General features: G+C 67.2%; 15 protein-coding genes. 4 read left to right on the top strand and 11 right to left on the bottom strand.

What is annotated here, in order from left to right:
* Positions 1-68: 68 nt before the first annotated feature.
* The 10 genes from tatC to ACN0WF_RS12505 form a co-directional block, all read right to left on the bottom strand.
* Positions 69-851: a twin-arginine translocase subunit TatC gene (tatC, locus tag ACN0WF_RS12550; RefSeq protein ID WP_417773167.1), complete on the bottom strand. Its 783-nt coding sequence runs from the start codon at positions 849-851 to the stop codon at positions 69-71.
* A complete protein-coding gene (tatB, locus tag ACN0WF_RS12545; RefSeq protein WP_417773166.1) occupies positions 848-1276 on the bottom strand; it encodes a Sec-independent protein translocase protein TatB in 429 nt (142 codons plus the stop codon). Before tatB ends, tatC begins: the two co-directional genes overlap by 4 nt.
* 180 nt (positions 1277-1456) lie before the next feature.
* Positions 1457-1690 (bottom strand): twin-arginine translocase TatA/TatE family subunit, encoded by a 234-nt coding sequence (locus ACN0WF_RS12540; RefSeq protein ID WP_417773165.1) that lies wholly within the window; start codon positions 1688-1690, stop codon positions 1457-1459.
* 102 nt (positions 1691-1792) lie between these two features.
* On the bottom strand, positions 1793-2923 hold the full coding sequence (locus tag ACN0WF_RS12535) for an ABC transporter ATP-binding protein (RefSeq protein ID WP_417773164.1): 1131 nt from the start codon (positions 2921-2923) through the stop codon (positions 1793-1795).
* On the bottom strand, positions 2907-3620 hold the full coding sequence (gene scpB, locus ACN0WF_RS12530) for an SMC-Scp complex subunit ScpB (protein ID WP_417773163.1): 714 nt from the start codon (positions 3618-3620) through the stop codon (positions 2907-2909). Before scpB ends, ACN0WF_RS12535 begins: the two co-directional genes overlap by 17 nt.
* Entirely contained in the window at positions 3613-4476 is an 864-nt protein-coding gene (locus tag ACN0WF_RS12525) for a segregation and condensation protein A (RefSeq protein WP_417773162.1), read from the bottom strand. The genes scpB and ACN0WF_RS12525 overlap by 8 nt, the downstream gene beginning before the upstream one ends.
* 53 nt (positions 4477-4529) lie before the next feature.
* Positions 4530-5549: a beta-N-acetylhexosaminidase gene (gene nagZ, locus ACN0WF_RS12520; protein ID WP_417773161.1), complete on the bottom strand. Its 1020-nt coding sequence runs from the start codon at positions 5547-5549 to the stop codon at positions 4530-4532.
* Between the two features lie 169 nt (positions 5550-5718).
* Positions 5719-8121, bottom strand: a complete 2403-nt coding sequence (locus ACN0WF_RS12515; RefSeq protein ID WP_417773160.1) for an SPOR domain-containing protein — start codon at positions 8119-8121, stop codon at positions 5719-5721.
* Positions 8122-8181: 60 nt separating this feature from the next.
* Positions 8182-9945: an arginine--tRNA ligase gene (argS, locus tag ACN0WF_RS12510; RefSeq protein WP_417773159.1), complete on the bottom strand. Its 1764-nt coding sequence runs from the start codon at positions 9943-9945 to the stop codon at positions 8182-8184.
* A gap of 99 nt (positions 9946-10044) precedes the next feature.
* Positions 10045-11262 carry a deoxyguanosinetriphosphate triphosphohydrolase gene (locus tag ACN0WF_RS12505; RefSeq protein WP_417773158.1) on the bottom strand — a complete coding sequence of 406 codons (1218 nt, stop codon included), beginning with the start codon at positions 11260-11262 and terminating at the stop codon, positions 10045-10047.
* A gap of 211 nt (positions 11263-11473) precedes the next feature.
* On the opposite strand from ACN0WF_RS12505, the gene ACN0WF_RS12500 reads away from it, so the two are divergent.
* The 3 genes from ACN0WF_RS12500 (at position 11474) to ACN0WF_RS12490 (ending at position 13141) form a co-directional block, all read left to right on the top strand.
* Entirely contained in the window at positions 11474-11854 is a 381-nt protein-coding gene (locus tag ACN0WF_RS12500) for a HesB/IscA family protein (RefSeq protein WP_417773157.1), read from the top strand.
* A 38-nt stretch (positions 11855-11892) separates the two neighbouring features.
* Entirely contained in the window at positions 11893-12675 is a 783-nt protein-coding gene (xth, locus tag ACN0WF_RS12495) for an exodeoxyribonuclease III (RefSeq protein WP_417773156.1), read from the top strand.
* 97 nt (positions 12676-12772) lie between these two features.
* Positions 12773-13141, top strand: coding sequence for a hypothetical protein (locus ACN0WF_RS12490; protein ID WP_417773155.1), 369 nt, complete (start codon positions 12773-12775; stop codon positions 13139-13141).
* A gap of 318 nt (positions 13142-13459) precedes the next feature.
* Here ACN0WF_RS12490 and ACN0WF_RS12485 read toward each other — a convergent pair whose 3' ends face one another.
* On the bottom strand, positions 13460-14314 hold the full coding sequence (locus tag ACN0WF_RS12485) for a tetratricopeptide repeat protein (protein ID WP_417773154.1): 855 nt from the start codon (positions 14312-14314) through the stop codon (positions 13460-13462).
* Positions 14315-15168: 854 nt separating this feature from the next.
* Between ACN0WF_RS12485 and parE the strand changes: the two genes are divergently transcribed.
* On the top strand, positions 15169-17226 hold the full coding sequence (parE, locus tag ACN0WF_RS12480; protein WP_417773153.1) for a DNA topoisomerase IV subunit B: 2058 nt from the start codon (positions 15169-15171) through the stop codon (positions 17224-17226).
* Positions 17227-17278 lie beyond the last annotated feature (52 nt).

The raw sequence follows: 17278 nt of genomic DNA, 5'->3' as shown, positions 1-17278 counted from the left end.
TGTCGGCCGGTGGGCGCCCGGTGGCCCGAAGAGGCGGGAGCGGCCTGCGGCCGACCGATGCGGCCGGCTCAGGCGTCCGCCTCGGCAGCCTCCCGTTCGGCCCGTTTCTTCTCGACCATCCTGACGCAAAGGATGGACACTTCGTAGAGAAGCAGTGTGGGAAGTGCAAGACCGATCTGGCTGATCGGATCGGGCGGCGTGAGCACCGCCGCCACGACGAAGGCGACGACGATGGCATATTTGCGCTTCGACCTCAGGCCCGACGCCGTGACGATGCCAGCCCGGCCGAGCAACGTGAGCAGAACCGGCAACTGGAAGACCAGGCCGAAGGCGAAGATCAGCGTCATGATCAGGCCGAGGTATTCGCTCACCCGCGCCATCAGCTGGATCTTGGCCTGCCCTCCGGTTCCGTCCTGCTCCATCGACAGGAAGAAGCCCATCGCCAGTGGCATGACCATGAAGAAGACAAGCGCAGCTCCCATGGCGAAGAGGATCGGCGTCGCCACCAGGAACGGCACAAACGCATGCCGCTCGTGCTTGTAGAGCCCTGGCGCCATGAACATGTAGACCTGGCTCGCGATCACCGGAAACGCGATGAACAGCGCTCCGAAGAAGGCGAGCTTGAGCTGGGTGAAGAACAGTTCCTGCGGCGCCGTGAAGATCATCTCCACCGGATGACCGGCCGCATTCTCGTAGGGAATGACGAGAATGTTGTAGATGTCCTTGGAGAAGTAGAAGCAGACGATGAAGGCGACGATAACCGCCACCACCGTCTTCAAGAGACGGCTGCGCAGTTCGATCAGGTGCTCGATCAGCGGCGCCTTGGAAGCTTCGATATCGTCCTGGCTCATGCTGTATCGCCCTTGCCGGCTGTCGTCTGCCCGGCGGTCTTGTCGGGGTCGGCCACCGGCTCGGGAGCAGGATCAGGCGCTCCCGCCGCCGGTGCGTCGTCGGAGGCGGCCGGCGTTGTCTGGCTGGCGGCCTGCGCCTTGGCGGCGGCGCCGGCGTGCTTCTGCGGATAGGCTTTGGTGATGTCGCCAAGCGGATCGAAGTTGGCAGCCTTCTCGGCCGCCGCCTTCATGTCGGAGATATCGGCCTGCTTCTCCGCCTCGCGCAGCGCATCGTTGAAGGTCGACTGAAAATCATTCGCCATGCGCCGCACCTTGCCAAGCGTCTGGCCAAAGGTGCGCAGCATGCGCGGCAGGTCCTTGGGACCCACCACCAGGATCATGACGACGGCAACCACAAGCAGTTCCGTCCAGCCGATATCGAACATTGCGGTTCGTCTTCCACGTTCGAGGGTTCAGGCCCCTGCCCCATCCCCTTTCGCGCGAGGCGGCACCGAATGTCGGGCCCCGCACGTCAGGAAGAACGGTGGCGCCATGCGACCCGGCGCGACGCGCGGGCCGCATGGCCTTGCGTCACGCCGATTCCGGTCATGGTCGGCGCGTCGGCCTCAGCCGGCGTTCGACTTGTCCTCGGACTTGTTCGAGACGACGGTCTCTTCGGCCTTGTGATCGATCGTCTTGCTGCTCGTCTTTTCCGGCTCGTCGTCAGGCTCGTTAAGCCCCTTCTTGAAGCTGTTGATGCCCTTGGCGACGTCGCCCATGAGTTCGGAAATCTTGCCGCGACCGAACAGCAGAACCACGATCACCGCGATGATCAGGATCTGCCACATGCTGATACCCATACGCCAACTCCCTCGTCCTTCCGGTGCACACGCACCGGCGCGGCACTATTGCAACAAAGCGCAGTCAACCGCAACCGGCCGATGCCGGCAGCGGGGCAGACCCTACTCCTGTTCCGCCTCGCACGGAAAGGCAAGAATATCGCGCGGATCGAGGCGCACGCCAACATCCGTGCCGATGGCAAAGCGCCCACCGTCGCGCAGCCGGGCCTGCAAGGGCCGGTCGCTGCCGGGTATCGCGATTTCCACCAAGTCCACCTCGCCGATGAACCGGCGCCGCAGGACCCGCCCGTCGAGCCCCTCGCCCGGCTCGCCGAGAATGATTCCCTGAGGCCGAACGCAAACGTCGACCTTCATGCCGGCGGCGATTCCCTCCGCCGGGAACCGGCCGAAGGCGGTTTCCACCTCGCCGTCGCCGGCAACGCCGCTCAACTCGTTGAGCTCGGAAAAGAAGCGCGCGGCGAAGAGGTCCACGGGATGGTTGTACAGCGCATCGCCGCTGCCGAGCTGCACCAGTCGGCCGCGGCGCATCAGCGCGATGCGGTCGCCCATGCGCAGCGCCTCCTCCGGATCATGGGTGACCAGCATACAGGTCGCCCGCGTCTCGCGCAGCACCGACAGGGTCTCGTCGCGCACCGCATCCCTCAGCCGCCGGTCGAGGCCGGAAAACGGTTCATCCATCAGCAGCACCCCCGGACGCGGCGCGATGGCGCGCGCCAGCGCCACGCGCTGCTGCTCACCGCCCGAAAGCGCATGCGGATAATCGTCGGCATAGGTCTCCAGGCCAACGCGCTCAAGCGCCCGCAGCGCCGTCTGCCGCGCCTCGGACTTGGCCAGGTGGGTCAGCCCGAAGGCCACGTTCTCGCCGATGGTCAGATGCGGGAACAGCGCATAGTCCTGAAACATCAGGCCGACGCCGCGCCGCTCCGGCGGCAGGAAGATATCCGGCCCCGCAACCTCCCGCTCGTTGATGAGCACCCGCCCCAGCGTCTGGCGCTCGACGCCGGCGGCGATCCGCAGCAGGGTCGTCTTGCCGCAGCCCGAATGACCGAGCAGGCACAGCACCTCTCCGGGCTCGACGGAAAGCGACACGGATTTCACCGCCTGCACGCCATCGAAGTCGCGGCTCACCGCCTCGAAGGAAAGGCGCGCGGCGAAGGTCGTGCCCGCCGTGCCGCGCTGCCCCCAGGCATTGTCAGGGGTGGCGGCAACGGGAAGTCTAGCGGCTGCTGTCATCTGTCTGCTCGTCATTGTCCGACGCGAAGTCGAAGAGTTCATCCACGTCGAGCGGATCCTCCTCGTCGCGAAGCTCGGACGAATCGTCCGGCACCGGAACCAGGAAGCCGGCGGGCACGGCGCTGTCCAGCAGGCCCGAGCCCTTGAGTTCCTCAAGGCCCGGCAGATCCTGCACGGACGCCAGCATGAAGTGCTCGAGGAACGCGTCTGTGGTGCCATAGGTCACGGGCCGACCCGGTGTCCTGCGCCGACCGCGCATGCGGATCCAACCCGTCTCCATGAGCACGTCGAGCGTTCCCTTCGACGTGGACACGCCGCGGATCTCCTCGATCTCCGCGCGTGTCACCGGCTGGTGATAGGCGATGATGGCCAGCGTTTCCAGCGCCGCGCGCGAGAGTTTGCGCTGCTCCACCTGCTCGCGCGCCAGAAGCCAGGACAGATCCTCCGCCGTGCGAAAGGCCCATTTCTCCGCCACTCGCACCAGATTGACGCCGCGCATCGCGTAATGAGAGCGCAGCGTCTCCAGCACTGCCGGCACATCCGTTCCCGACGGCAGGCGCGCGGCGATCTCGCCTTCGCTCAGCAGCTCCCGCGACGCAAACAGTAGCGCCTCGGCCATGCGCAGCGCCGCCTCCGGCACCCGCGCCGCGCCGCCTTCCAGATCGAGCCGGCCTTCCAGATCGCTTTCGTCAGTCAACGGCATTCCCGTCCTTCAGGTCAGACCCGCCCGCATCGAGGGCGGCTTCGACGACCTCCCCCGCCCCCGGCAGCCGCCGCAGGTAGATCGGCGCGAAGGCTTCCGACTGGCGTATTTCCACCTCTCCCTCGCGCACCATCTCAAGGCTTGCGGAAAAGGCGCTGGCGATTACCGTGCTCGCCTGCCCGCGATCGGCGACATAGCGCGACAGATAGGCATCCAGCGGAGCCCAGTCCAGATGTGTGCCGATCAACCTGGTCAGAAGGTCGCGCGCCTCCTGCAGCGACCAGACCGTGCGCCGACGTACGTGAACCGATGTGACCGAGCTGCGCTGACGCTGCGCCGCATAGGCGATCAGCAGATCGTAGAGCGTGGCGTCGAAGGTGCTGCGACGGTCGACGCGGATCGCCTCCGGCTGGCCGCGCGCATGAACATCGCGCCCAAGCCGGTTGCGCGCCATCAGCTTGTCCGCCGTCGCGCGCATCGCCTCCAGGCGGCGAAGGCGGAAGGCGAGCGCGGCCGCCATTTCCTCGCCCGAAAGCGCGTCCTCCTCCTTCTGTTCGGGAATGAGAAGACGCGATTTCAGATAGGCGAGCCACGCCGCCATGACCAGATAGTCGGCCGCGAGTTCCAGCCGCAGACGGCGGGCCTCGGTGACGAACTCCAGATACTGCTCGACAAGCGCCAGGATGGAGATGCGTGCGAGGTCGACCTTCTGTTTGCGTGCGAGCGTCAAAAGCAGATCGAGCGGCCCCTCGAAGCCGTCGACATCGACGACGAGCGAGGGATCCGACAGGGCGCGTTCGTCGCCGCCCGCCGCCTTCGGGGTGTCTTCTTCGAAAAAGGAATCCTGCAATCCCGGCCCCTCTTCGCCCGAACCTCCGCCTCCTCGGCAATCGTCACGCCTGTTCAGGCAACCGCGGTGGCAGCGGCAAGAAGTCTCTCGTACTCGCCGCGCAAAGCCTCGAGATCCGCATCGACCGGCGCTTTCACCTGCGCGAGAGCCGCCGCGCAGCGCCGCAGCGCATCCCCATGAAGCTCCGGAGAGACCGCCGCCACGGCGCGCATTTCCTCAAGCTCGCCATTGCAGTGAAGCGCAAGATCGCAGCCGGCGGCAAACAGTTTTTCCACCCGCGCGCCCATCTCCCCGCCGAGCGCCTTCATCGAGACGTCGTCGGCCATCAGCGCGCCGTCGAAATCGATCTCGTCGCGGATGAGCTCGATCATGGTGCGCGACTGGGTGGCGCAATTGTCGGGATCGAAGGCGGTGAAGACGACATGGGCGCTCATCGCCAGCGGCATGTCCCTGAGCGCCTTGAAGGGGGCGAAGTCGACCCGTCGCAGCTCGTCGGCCGGCGCATCGACGACCGGCAGTTCCAGATGGCTGTCGACGGTTGCCCGCCCGTGGCCGGGCATGTGCTTGATCACCGGAAGGACGCCCGCCGCAAGCAGCCCCTCGGCGATCTTGCGGCCAACATCGATGATCGTCTCGCGGGTCGTGCCATAGGCCCGATCGCCGATCACGTCGCTCGTCACCGGCGTCGGCACGTCAAGGATCGGCGCACAGTCGACCGTGATGCCCAGGTCATGCAGATCCGCGCCGATCAGCCGCCCGCCGAGATAGGCCATCCGCCGCCCGCCGGCCGGGTCGCGCTCAAGCAGCCGGCCATAAACCTCGCCCGCCGGGTAATCGGCAACCAACGGCGGTCGCAGGCGACGCACGCGACCACCTTCCTGGTCGATAAGGACCGGAGCCGCGGGATCGCCGACAGTCTCGCGCCAGTCCGCCACCAGATCGCGGATCTGCTGCGGATCGGAGCAGTTGCGCGCGAAAAGTATCAGTCCCCAGGGTCTCTCGGCAGCAAAGAACGCCCGCTCCTCGCCCGAAAGCGCGGTGCCCTCGCAGCCGCAGATGAACGCCTTTGCCATCGCTAAAGTCCCGCGCTTCACGGCCCGTCTTGCGGGCCTCCTGTCAGTAGTGTTTGCCCGCGCGCGCACTTCGCGCAAGCCGGCGGGCCGACGAAAGACGCCCGGCCCGCGCTTTCAGGCGCGGGCCGGGCGTGTTCTGCTACCCCGTCGGGGCGTCTTGCATCCCGTGTCAGTTGCGGCGGACGAAGCAGTCGCCGCCGGCCGTCTTCAGCCGCTCGCACAGCGAGATCGCCTCGTCGCGGCTGCCGGCGGGGATTCGCACCCGGTAGAAGGTTCCGCGATCACCCAGATCGGCGCGCTGGATCACCGGATTGACGCCTCCGAGCACGGTGCCGAAGCGGCGTTGCAGATCGTTGAAGGCAGTCTGCGCCTGCTCCTGCGTGCGCTGCGAGGACACCTGCACGATATAGGTTCCGGCCGGAATATTGTCCGCGCCCGTGGCCACCGGAGCGGCCGTGCGGGCAGGAGCCTGTGTCGCCTGCCCGTTGGAGGCGGTCAGGTCGAGCGGCGCGGTGGAGGCGCGCCCGGGAGCCTGCGTCCGCGCTGCCGGCGGCGGCGCGGCGTTCTCGGCGAGCGTCGAGATGTCGCCCGGCTTGTCGCGCGGAACGTTGGCGGGCGCATCGGCCTGCGTCGCACCGGCGGTGTTCGACGGCGTGGAGACAGTGTCGCCGGTGCCAAAGCCCGTGCGCATCGGGCTGACCGCTCCCGGCGTGCGGGTTTCAGCGCCGCCAAGATCCGTGCCGACATTGGCGGCGGTGCCGCCGATGGGCTGCGTCGAGACCGACCGCGGCGTATCGCTCGCCGGGGCATTGCCGTTCTGCGAGACGCGCGGCGCGGCGGCGCCATCGGCGCCGGAGGCCGCCGGTGCGTCGTCGCCGGCGGAAATGATGGTGCCGTCGGGACGCACGACCACAGTGCGCCCCCGGCGCGGCCCGGAGGGAAGCGAGGTTTCCCCGCCGCTCGTGTCCTGGCTGGTCGGGGCCGGCGGCAGCGAGGCAACCGGCGTGTCCTCCGGCAGGACGAGACGCTCCTCGCCATTCGCGTCCACACCGCCGACGCGGTCGTAGATGAGCTTGCTCTGGCCCGAGGCGCCCTTGTCGTCGGTTTCCGGATAGACCTTCAACGGTTCATCGCCTGCGGCGATCAGCGGCGGCGGACCGGCAAAATCGTCTCCGCCGAAATCGAGAAGTGCGAAGGCGCCGCCGCCCAGCACGACGATCCCGAGAACCGCTCCCGCGACCACCAGGCCGCGCCGTGAATTGCGGGCAGGAGCAGCCTCTTCCTCCGCCTCCGAATGCGGTGGCAGAACGCCATGTCCGCCCAGATGCGGATCGCTCTCGCGCATGGCCTGCGCCACCGCGTCGAGATCGTAACCGCCCGGCGGCGGCGGCGCTTCGGGATCGAAGCCCGGCTCGCCATCGAGAAATTCATCGTCATAAGTCGGCTGCTGCGGCTGCGCCCACTGGTAACCGCCCTGGCGGAGAGAGCCGGCGGCAACAGCGCCGGCAGCGACAGCGCCCGCGTGATGTGGCGACGCATCGGCTGCTCCAAGCAGAAAATCATCGTCGTTGCCGCTGTCGGTCGGGGCATCGTCCCAGGCCGGTTCCGCATAGGCGTCGCCTGGCTGCTGCCACTGCGGCTCCTCGACAGCCGCCTCGTCCCAGCTCTCCTGCGGCGGCCAGTCGCCGGCCTCAAGGGGCTCTTCGACCGGCGGCGCGGGGGCGGCAACGGGTGAGCCAAGGAATTCGCTCTCAAGCGACGCGGCAAGGTCATCGGCCAGCGAACGCGGCACCTGCGTCGGCGCGTGGTCCGCGCTCAGCTGCGGCTGCGGTGCGAAGGCTTCGTCTTCAGCGAATTCGGTCGTTTCGAACTGCGCGGCCACATCGGGCTCATATCCGCCAGCCTCCAGCGGGTCGCCGAGGTACTGGGGATCGATGTCATAAGGATCCCCGCCCCGCGAATCGGTGTCGTAGGGGTCCGCCGCCGCATGAGGGACGGCGGCTGGCGGCGGCGAATCATAGGTCTCGGCGTAGCCCTCCTCGAAACGGGGCTCATAGCCACCGTCCGCGGGCTGGACAGGCTCGTCGTAATAGGCGGCCTCCGCCTCGGGCTCATGCGCGACCGGCTGATAGGCAGCGGCTGCGCCACCGGCATCGCCGCCAAGGCCTTGCGCATAAGCGTCGTTTGCGTAGGCGTCCTCGGCATAGACGTCTTCGGCGTAGGCCTCTTCCGCATAGGCGTCCTCGACGTAGCCGTCGCCCAGAGGCTCGCCGGGAACCGGCTGGGAAGGCTCGGGAGCATAGCCCCCGAGATCGCGCGCAAGCCCTTCCTCGAGATCACGCGCCCACGCCTCGTGGTCGACCAGAACGTCCTGGGGCTCGGCCTCGACAGGCGGCTCCATCTCCGGCTCCGGCTCGACCGGCGCGGCCGCCGGGCGGAACTTCGCGTTGCCCTCGCTGACGATGCGCGCCAGCTCGACGAGCGGATCCTCTTCGAATCCGCCGAAGCCGTCGTCGGCGCGCGCGTCACGACCGTGGCTTGGACCGACCGGATGGCTCGAACGATTGGACATAGCGTAAGGAACTTTCCCGCTTGGTTGCGCCGCGCCAGGCGGACACGAGGTCTCCCGCCGTCAACGCATCTCCTTCGGGGCATCCACGCCAAGAATTGTCAGGCCGGATGCAAGAACCAGGGAGACCGCATGTACGAGTCCTAGGCGGGCCATCGTTGTTTGTCGATCTTCAAGGTTAATAAAACGTAATTGCGGCAAATCCTTGCCTCTGTTCCACTGTGAGTGCAGGGCGCTGGCCAGTTCATGCAGGTAGAACGCCACCCTGTGCGGCTCATGTGCTTCGGCGGCGCTGTCGACGAGACGCGGCCAGGCGGCGAGCCGCGCCGCGAGATCGCGCTCGCCCTCGTCCGTCAGCAGCGTGAAGTCGGCCTTTCCAAGCACCTCCGGCGCCACGTCAAAGCCGCCCTCCTCGGACGCCTGACGCATCACCGACGAACAGCGGGCAAAGCCGTACTGAACATAGAAAACCGCATTGTCCTTAGACTGTTCCGTGACTTTCTTGAAGTCAAAGTCGAGCGGCGCGTCGTTCTTCCGATAGAGCATCATGAAGCGCACCGGGTCACGACCGACCTCGTCCACCACATCCCGCAGGGTGATGAAGTCGCCGGAACGCTTCGACATGCGCACGGGCTCGCCGTCGCGGAAGAGTTTCACCAGCTGGCAGAGACGCACCACAACGCTGGCGTCGCCGCCGGAAACCGCCCGTCCGACCGCCTCCAGCCGCTTGACGTAGCCGCCATGGTCGGCACCGAGGATGAAGATCATTTCCTTGAAGCCGCGCTGGTACTTCGAAAGAAAATAGGCGACATCGGCTGCGAAATACGTATAGGAGCCGTCCGATTTCTTGAGCGGGCGGTCGATATCGTCACCATAATCGGTGGCGCGGAACAGAGTCTGCTCCCGATCTTCCCAGTCCTCGGGAAGCTGCCCCTTGGGCGGCGGCAGCGTGCCCTCGTAGACGAGGCCGCGCCCGCGCAGCTCTTCCAGCATCGTGTCGATCATCGAAGGCGCGTTGTCCTTGCGCTCATGCAGCGTGCGCTCGGAGAAGAACTCCTCGTGATGGACGTTGAGCAGCGCCAGGTCCTCACGGATCAACATCATCATCGCGTCGATGGTGCGATCCTTGACGAGCGCAAGCCGCTCTCCCTCGTCCATGGACAGCAACCGGTCGCCGAATTCAGCGGCCAGGGCCTTGCCCACCGGCACCAGATAGTCGCCCGGATAGAGCCCTTCGGGAATCGCGCCGATATCCTCGCCGAGCGCCTCGCGGTAGCGCAGCAAGGCGGAATTTGCGAGCACGTCGACCTGGGCCCCGGCGTCGTTGATGTAATATTCGCGGGTGACGTCGAAACCGGCGAAGTCGAGCAGCGAGGCGAGCGCGTCGCCCACCACCGCGCCGCGGCAATGGCCAACGTGCATCGGGCCGGTCGGATTGGCCGAGACATACTCGACGTTGACCTTCTTGCCACCGCCGAGCGTGGAACGCCCGTAGTCGGTGCCGCAGGCGACGACCGCCGACAGCACCCGCGCCCACACCGAGGCGTCGAGCCGCAGGTTGAGGAACCCGGGGCCGGCGATCTCGACCTTCACCACATCCTCGCGCCGCTCCAGGATCTCGCCGAGCTTCTCGGCCAGGGCGCGCGGGTTGGTCTTGAGCGGCTTCGCCAGCACCAGCGCCGCGTTGGTGGCGAGATCGCCATGGGCGCTGTCGCGCGGCGGCTCGACCACGCATTTGGCGAGAAGCGCCTCATCCACCTCGCCTCCCGGATAGAGCTCAACGATGGCGGAGCGCACATAGCCGGCAAATTCGCTGAAAATATTCATCTTGGCACTTCTCTGGGCGACTTCGTTTCAGGCGGTGCGCGGAAGGCCGCGCGCGCCTGCGATCTCGGGTGGGACCCGGCCTTTCGGCCCGGCGGGGGCCTATCCCAATTCGGGGGTATGGTCAAACAGGCGTCGGTGTTCATCGATGGCGAAGCGGTCGGTCATGCCGGCGACGAAATCGCAGACGCGCCGCGCCCGCTTTTCCGGCGTCGCGCCCTCCAGGCCGCTGCGCCACTCCGCGTTCATCTCCTCCGGCCGCTCGAGATAGAGCGCGAACAGGTCGCGCACCACCTGCGCCACCTGCCGGCGCACGGCCAGCACCGACTCGTGCCGGTAGAGATTGGCGAAGAGGAAGGCCTTGACCTCCTTCTCCTCCCTGGCCATCGACGGGGAAAAATCGACGACCGCGTGGCCGGCGTTGCGGATATCCTCCACCGAGCGTGGAGCGAGCGCGGCGATGCGGCGGACGGATTCCTCGATCACGTCCTCCACCATCCGCGTGATCGAACGGCGCACGATCTCGTGGATCTGGCGCACCGGCTCGAGATCGGGATAGCGCTGCAGCACCTCGCCGCGGATGCGGGCGAGGAAGGGCACGGCGTCCATCTGCTCGAGCCGCAGCAGTCCGGCGCGCAGGCCGTCGTCGAGGTCGTGCGCGTCATAGGCGATGTCATCGGCGATCGCCGCCACCTGCGCCTCCGCCCCCGGCCAGCTCGAAAGCCGCAGATCCTGCCGCTGCGCATTGGCGCGGATGGCGAAGGGAAGCCCCGTCTTCGCGAACTTGCCGAGCGGGTTGCCGGCCGCGTCGGTCAGCGGGCCATTGTGCTTGACCAGGCCCTCGAGCGTTTCCCAGCTCAGATTGAGCCCGTCGAACTCCGCGTAGCGGCGCTCCAGGCTGGTGACGACGCGCAACGACTGGGCGTTGTGGTCGAAGCCGCCATGGCCGGCCATGCACTCGTCCATCACGTCCTCGCCCTCATGGCCGAAGGGGGTGTGACCGAGATCGTGGGCAAGCGCCAGGCATTCGGCCAGATCCTCGTCCAGCCGCAGCGCGCGGGCGAGCGAGCGGGCGATCTGCGAGACCTCGATCGTGTGCGTCAGCCGGGTGCGGAAGTGATCGCCCTCGTGATAGACGAAGACCTGCGTCTTGTGCTTCAGCCGGCGGAAGGCGGTCGAATGAATGATCCGGTCGCGGTCGCGCTGAAACGGTGTGCGCGTCGGGCTTTCCGGCTCGCGAAAGAGCCGGCCCGCGCTGCTGTCCGGGTCGGTCGCATAGGGCGCGCGCGGCTGGGCGCCATAGCCGATCGCTGCTGTCATCCTGTCCTCGTTCATCAGGCAGTTCGTCGCGCCGCACGACGCGGCGGAGTTGACGCATGCCGCCCGTGTTCATACCTATCAGATAACGTCTTGCACAGGGTGGCGGTCGGCGAGCGCGCGAAAAATCGCGTTTCCGGCCGTAGCGGCGCGTCCCGCCGCCCCTTTGCCGGACCTGGCCCGCCGCGTCGGCCCAGATCAGGAGACCATCGCCATGCAGGAACAGACCACGCACGATCCGTCCGCAGCGCCCGCCGCCGCCGGCACGGACCTGCCCGTCAAGCTGAGCGACAGCGCCGCCCGGCGCATCGCCAGGATACTTTCGAACGAGCCGGAGGGCACCAGCCTGCGCATCAGCGTCGAGGGCGGCGGCTGCTCGGGCTTCCAGTACAAGTACGATCTCGTCACCGGGCGTGAGGACGACGACCTCGTGCTGGCCCGCGACGGCGCCACGGTGTTGATCGATCCCGTCTCTCTGGAATACATGAGCGGTTCGGTCATCGACTTCGTCGACGACATCATGGGACAGTCGTTCCAGATCAACAATCCGCTCGCCGCCGCCGGATGCGGCTGCGGCACGAGCTTCTCCATCTGACGCCGCACGCGTCGACCGCGAGACAAGGAACACCGCCGTTGAAGATCGCCACCTGGAACATCAACGGCGTCAAGGCGCGCCTCGAGACCAGCCTTTCCTGGCTCTCCGAGGCGCGGCCCGACATCGTCTGCCTGCAGGAAATCAAGTCCGTCGACGAGGGCTTCCCCGCCTCCGCCTTCGAAGAACTCGGCTATCACGTCGAGACCCACGGCCAGAAGGGCTTCAACGGCGTCGCCATCCTCAGCCTCGAAAAGCCCGTAGACGTGAACCGGGGCCTGCCGGGCGACCCGTCCGACGAGCAGGCGCGCTATATCGAGGCCGTGTTCGAGACGTCGGCCAGCCCCTTGCGCGTCGGCGGCCTCTACCTGCCGAACGGAAACCCGCTCGGCACCGAGAAGTTCGACTACAAGCTGCGCTGGATGGACCGCCTCCATGCCCATGCCCGCGCCTGTTTGGCGCGCGAGGAGCGCTTCATGCTGCTGGGAGACTACAACGTCATCCCGGATCCCGTCGACGCGCGCAACCCGGCCGCCTGGACGCAAGACGCCCTGTTCCAGCCGGAAAGCCGACAGGCCTTCCGCGCGCTGGTGAACCTCGGCTTCACCGAGGCGGTTCGCGCCACCTCCGACATGCCCGGCGTCTACAGCTTCTGGGACTATCAGGCCGGCGCCTGGCAGAAGAACAACGGCATCCGCATCGACCACATCCTTCTCGCACCCGAGGCAAGCGACCGCCTGACCAGCGTCGGCATCGATGCGCATGTGCGCGGCTGGGAGAAGCCGTCCGACCACGTTCCGGTCTGGGTCGAGCTCTCCGTCTGACCGCCGCTGCCGCCCGCACAACCAACACCGGAGACCTGACGCAGCGGACTGCTGATGTTTTTGATGCGCCCGGTGCTGCGGCGTGCTATGGTTGCACATGCGGTACGTTGTGCACCTTGGCTGCCTCGTCGCAGTCCTGATCTGGTCCGCCTCCGGTTTTGCCGGTGAGCTGTCGCAGCACGCCTCCGCCCTCGCCATACCGATCGCCGCCTCCGGCGGCACGTCCCGCACAACACAGCCGGTCATGCGCCCGACGCTTGTGCAGTCCGCGGACCGGAACTGCACCTGCCGGTATTTCGGCGAGAAATACAGCATCGGCGAGACCGTTTGCCTGCGCGGCCCGGAGGGCCCCCGGATGGCGCGTTGCGCCATGAACCAGAACAACACCTCCTGGAAGATGCTTGAGGATCCCTGCCCCACCGCACGCCTCTGCCCGCGCCTGGACATGGCAGCGCGCGCCGGCTGAGCTCGGCCGCGGCCAACATATCCGCCGCCCCCCTGTAAACACACGCAAGACAGCCACGCCCCCGGTCCCGGGTGACGTCGCCTCATGTCTGGGTTCTGGTTATGGGCTTGAAAAGGGACGCCGGAACCGCGTTCCGCCCGGGAGCGACCCTATATCGGAAGCCGACGCTCGCCATGCCATCACCGGCGCGGAGACAACCAGCCCCTCTCACCTCAGATGACGGGCGGAGTCACGCCGCCACCCACAACGGTGTCCGGCGCCAGCGGAGAGGCCGCCTTGCGGGCGGCGCTTCCGTTTGAGAGCCCTTCGCGCCGCCGCCTACTGGGCGGCGTTGTGGGCGACCGTGGCCGGGTTGCTGTTCATCCACTTGTCGGCGAGTTGAGCCGCACGGCGGCGCACAGGCTCCGGCGCAAGGCCGAAACAGCGCTCCTGCAACTCGCTGATCCAGGCGTCGCCCTCGTCCACCGCGTGCTTTTGCGCGACCGTCAGCCACATCAGACCGGCGGTCTCGTTCTCGGCACCGTGAAAGTCACCGATACAGAGCAACTCCCCAAGCCGCCCCTGAGCATCGACATGGCCCTTCTGTGCCGCCAGCTTCAGCCAGCGCGCGGCCATGCGCGGGTCGCGGTCGCGCTCGTCGAGATAGAGCATGCCGAGATGATACTGGGCATCGGCATCGCCGAAATAGGATGCCGCATAGGTGAAGATCTCACGCGCACGCACGAGGTTCGGCCGGATGGCGCTGTCGTTGATGCCGGTGAGATAATAGGAGCCGAGCTCGACAAACGCGCTGGCGATGAACGGAGCGCGCGGCGAGTTGGGATTGTCGTCGGCATAGTTCGAGGCGATCTGGCTAAAATACTCGAACGCCTTGACGTCGTCCTCCTGGACGCCGTCGCCACGCGAGTACATGCGCCCGAGCTTCCAGGCCGCCAGGGGATGCCCCTGCTCGGCGGCGAAGCGCAGCGAGTCGAGCGCCCGCTTCTTTTCGCCCGCATAGTAAAATCGCGCGCCGGCCCTGAGAGCCTCGCCTGGTGTGAGATCCTTGCCTGCCGGAGCGGCGCCCGACATGCGCGCAGCCGCATCCGCTGCGGTGTCCTGCGCCAGCGCCGGACAAACCGCTCCCAGACCGATCAGAAGCCCCCCGATCAAACCTGCAAATGTGATACGCATTCTCGACCGCCTCGCGCAGCAGGACAGTGTAAAGGCACCCCCGCTTGCGCCCTTCGTCCGTTCCGCCCGGCATCGAAGGTCGCGACCGGGCACAAGCAGCCCGCCGCGAGCCCCTTCGGCCCGGGCGCGCCCTTCCGGCTCGACGAGCCGGCAGAAGCGCATTCAGTATCCGGTCCGCCGGAGCGGACCCAGCGCCGTGCTCCCCGCTCTCGCGAAAGCCGGCGCCTTGAAGCCGGGACACCTTTCCCGGCAGGTCGCCGGTCGGTGAGGACCGCGACATGAAAGCAACAGGTCCGCGTTTCGCCCCGCATGGGGAAGGCCCGCAGGACCCGCCATCCCGATTTCATACACTAGGGAGTCCGCCTAAAGATGGCCGAAAGGGGGCATCATTGCCACGATTGCGGGCCATCCCTGCGACGGAGAGAAAGGTGTGGCCACGCGGCCACAGGACTCGCCGCGGCCGGGCATGGCAGCTTAGCCGGCAACCACGAGCACCAGTGCATTGGCGAGCAACAGCCCCGCCGCGATCAGGTCGACCTTGCATTCAAAGCGTTGCTTGAGGCGCATCGGGCCATCCTCCTTCGCCGTTCCTCTTCCTGGACGAGGAGAATGCCTGGAAGGGGTTGAAAAACGGTTCCCGGAAGCGCCAGTTGGGTGCACCCCTTTGCGCGGGACTTCCCGGCTTGGCAGAATCATGGATGATTCGCTGCCAGCACCGCTTTGGCGCGAGCCGGCGCTGCAAGTCCGGGTGCCCGGCGCATTGCCGTTTGCCGCGACTTCGGATAGCTGACAGCCTTGCTGATTGACGAAAGACGACCGGCGGCCGCCCGGACGCCTCCCGAACTGGACCCTGCATGACCGCCAACGACGACCTCTTCGACGCCCCCGCAGCCACTCCGCAGAAGCCGGAGCCGGCGGCAAGGTCCGCGCCGCGCGCCGCTCCGGCCCGCCGCAGCGAGCCTGCGCGCGACAAGGGCGACCCGTCCGACTACACGGCGGCCGACATCGAGGTTCTGGAAGGACTGGAGCCCGTGCGCCGGCGGCCGGGCATGTACATCGGCGGCACCGACGAACGCGCCATGCACCACCTCTTCGCCGAGGTGATCGACAACTCCATGGACGAGGCCGTCGCCGGCCACGCGAGCTGGATCGAGGTGACGCTGTCGGCCGACGGAACGCTGACGGTGGCCGACAACGGCCGCGGCATTCCCGTCGACCCGCACCCCAAGCACCGCGACAAGTCGGCGCTCGAGGTGATCATGACCACGCTGCACGCGGGCGGAAAGTTCGACAGCAAGGTCTACGAGACCTCTGGCGGCCTGCACGGAGTCGGCATCTCCGTGGTCAACGCGCTGTCGGAGGAGCTCGTCGTCGAGGTCGCCCGCGCCCGCAAGCTCTACCGGCAGGTGTTTCGCCGGGGCATTCCCGCCGGGCCGCTGGAATCGGTCGGCGACGTGCAGAACCGGCGCGGCACGCTGGTGCGGTTCCGCCCGGATCCCGAGATCTTCGGCGCGGGAACGACCTTCAAGCCGGCGCGCCTGTTCAAGATGGCACGTTCGAAGGCCTATCTGTTCTCCGGCGTCGAGATCCGCTGGCGCTGCGCGCCCGAGCTGATCGGCGAGAAGGACGAGGCCGAGGCGCAGGCGACCTTCCACTTCCCCGGGGGCTTGCGCGATTTCCTCGGCGACGCGCTCGGCAAGGAGCGCCGGGTGATCGACGACATCTTCGCCGGCAAGACCGGCGAGACCGGCCGCCATGCCGGCGTCGAATGGGCCGTCACCTGGTTCGCCGGCGACGGCTTCACCCGCTCCTATTGCAACACCGTGCCGACGCCCGAGGGCGGGACGCATGAATCCGGCCTCCGCAGCGCGCTGCTGCGCGGTCTCAAGGCCTATGGCGAGCTGGTCGGCAACAAGAAGGCGGCCATCATCACCGGCGATGATGTCATCACCTCCGCCGCCTCGATGCTTTCCGTCTTCATCCGCGAGCCAGAGTTCGTCGGCCAGACCAAGGACAAGCTCGCCTCCGGCGAGGCCGCGCGCATCGTCGAGAACGCCGTGCGCGACGCCTTCGACCACTGGCTGACCGCCTCGCCGAACCAGGCCAACAGGTTGCTCGAGTGGGTCGTCGACCGCGCCGACGAGCGGTTGCGCCGGCGCCAGGAAAAGGACGTCGCCCGCAAGACCGCCGTGCGCAAGCTGCGCCTGCCGGGCAAGCTTGCCGACTGCTCCTCCAGCCAGGCGGCGGACTCCGAGATCTTCATCGTCGAGGGCGATTCGGCCGGCGGCTCCGCCAAGCAGGCGCGCAACCGCAAGAACCAGGCCGTGCTTCCCCTGCGCGGCAAGATCCTCAACGTCGCCAGCGCCGGTCGCGACAAGCTCGTCGCCAACCAGCAGATCGGCGACCTTGTGCAGGCGCTGGGCTGCGGCACCGGCGCTTCCTACCGCAGCAAGGACCTGCGCTACGAGAAGGTGGTGATCATGACGGACGCCGACGTCGACGGCGCCCACATCGCCTCGTTGCTGATCACCTTCTTCTACCGCGAGACCCCGGACCTCATCCGCGAGGGGCATCTGTTCCTCGCCGTGCCGCCGCTCTACCGCATCAGCCAGGGCGGCAAGACGCTCTATGCGCGCGACGACGCCCACAAGGAACAGCTTCTCAAGAGCCAGTTCCGCGCCAATGCCAAGATCGACATCGGCCGCTTCAAGGGCCTTGGCGAGATGCTGCCCGCCCAGCTCAAGGAAACGACGATGGACCCGTCGCGGCGCACGCTGCTGCGCGTCGTCATCGACGAGGAGAACGCCGAGGGGACCCGCGACACAGTCGACCGGCTGATGGGCAACAAGCCCGAGGCGCGGTTCCACTTCATCCAGGAAAACGCCCAGTTCGCCGAGGAACTCGACATCTGAGGCGCCCCGCCCCGCCGGACGGGCGACACGGAATGGACACGTTCGCGTGATG

This window comes from Stappia sp., from assembly GCF_048268045.1.
Taxonomy (GTDB): domain Bacteria; phylum Pseudomonadota; class Alphaproteobacteria; order Rhizobiales; family Stappiaceae; genus Stappia.
Note: the sequence above shows the minus strand (reverse complement) of the source record. Positions and strands in the feature narration are given on the sequence as shown.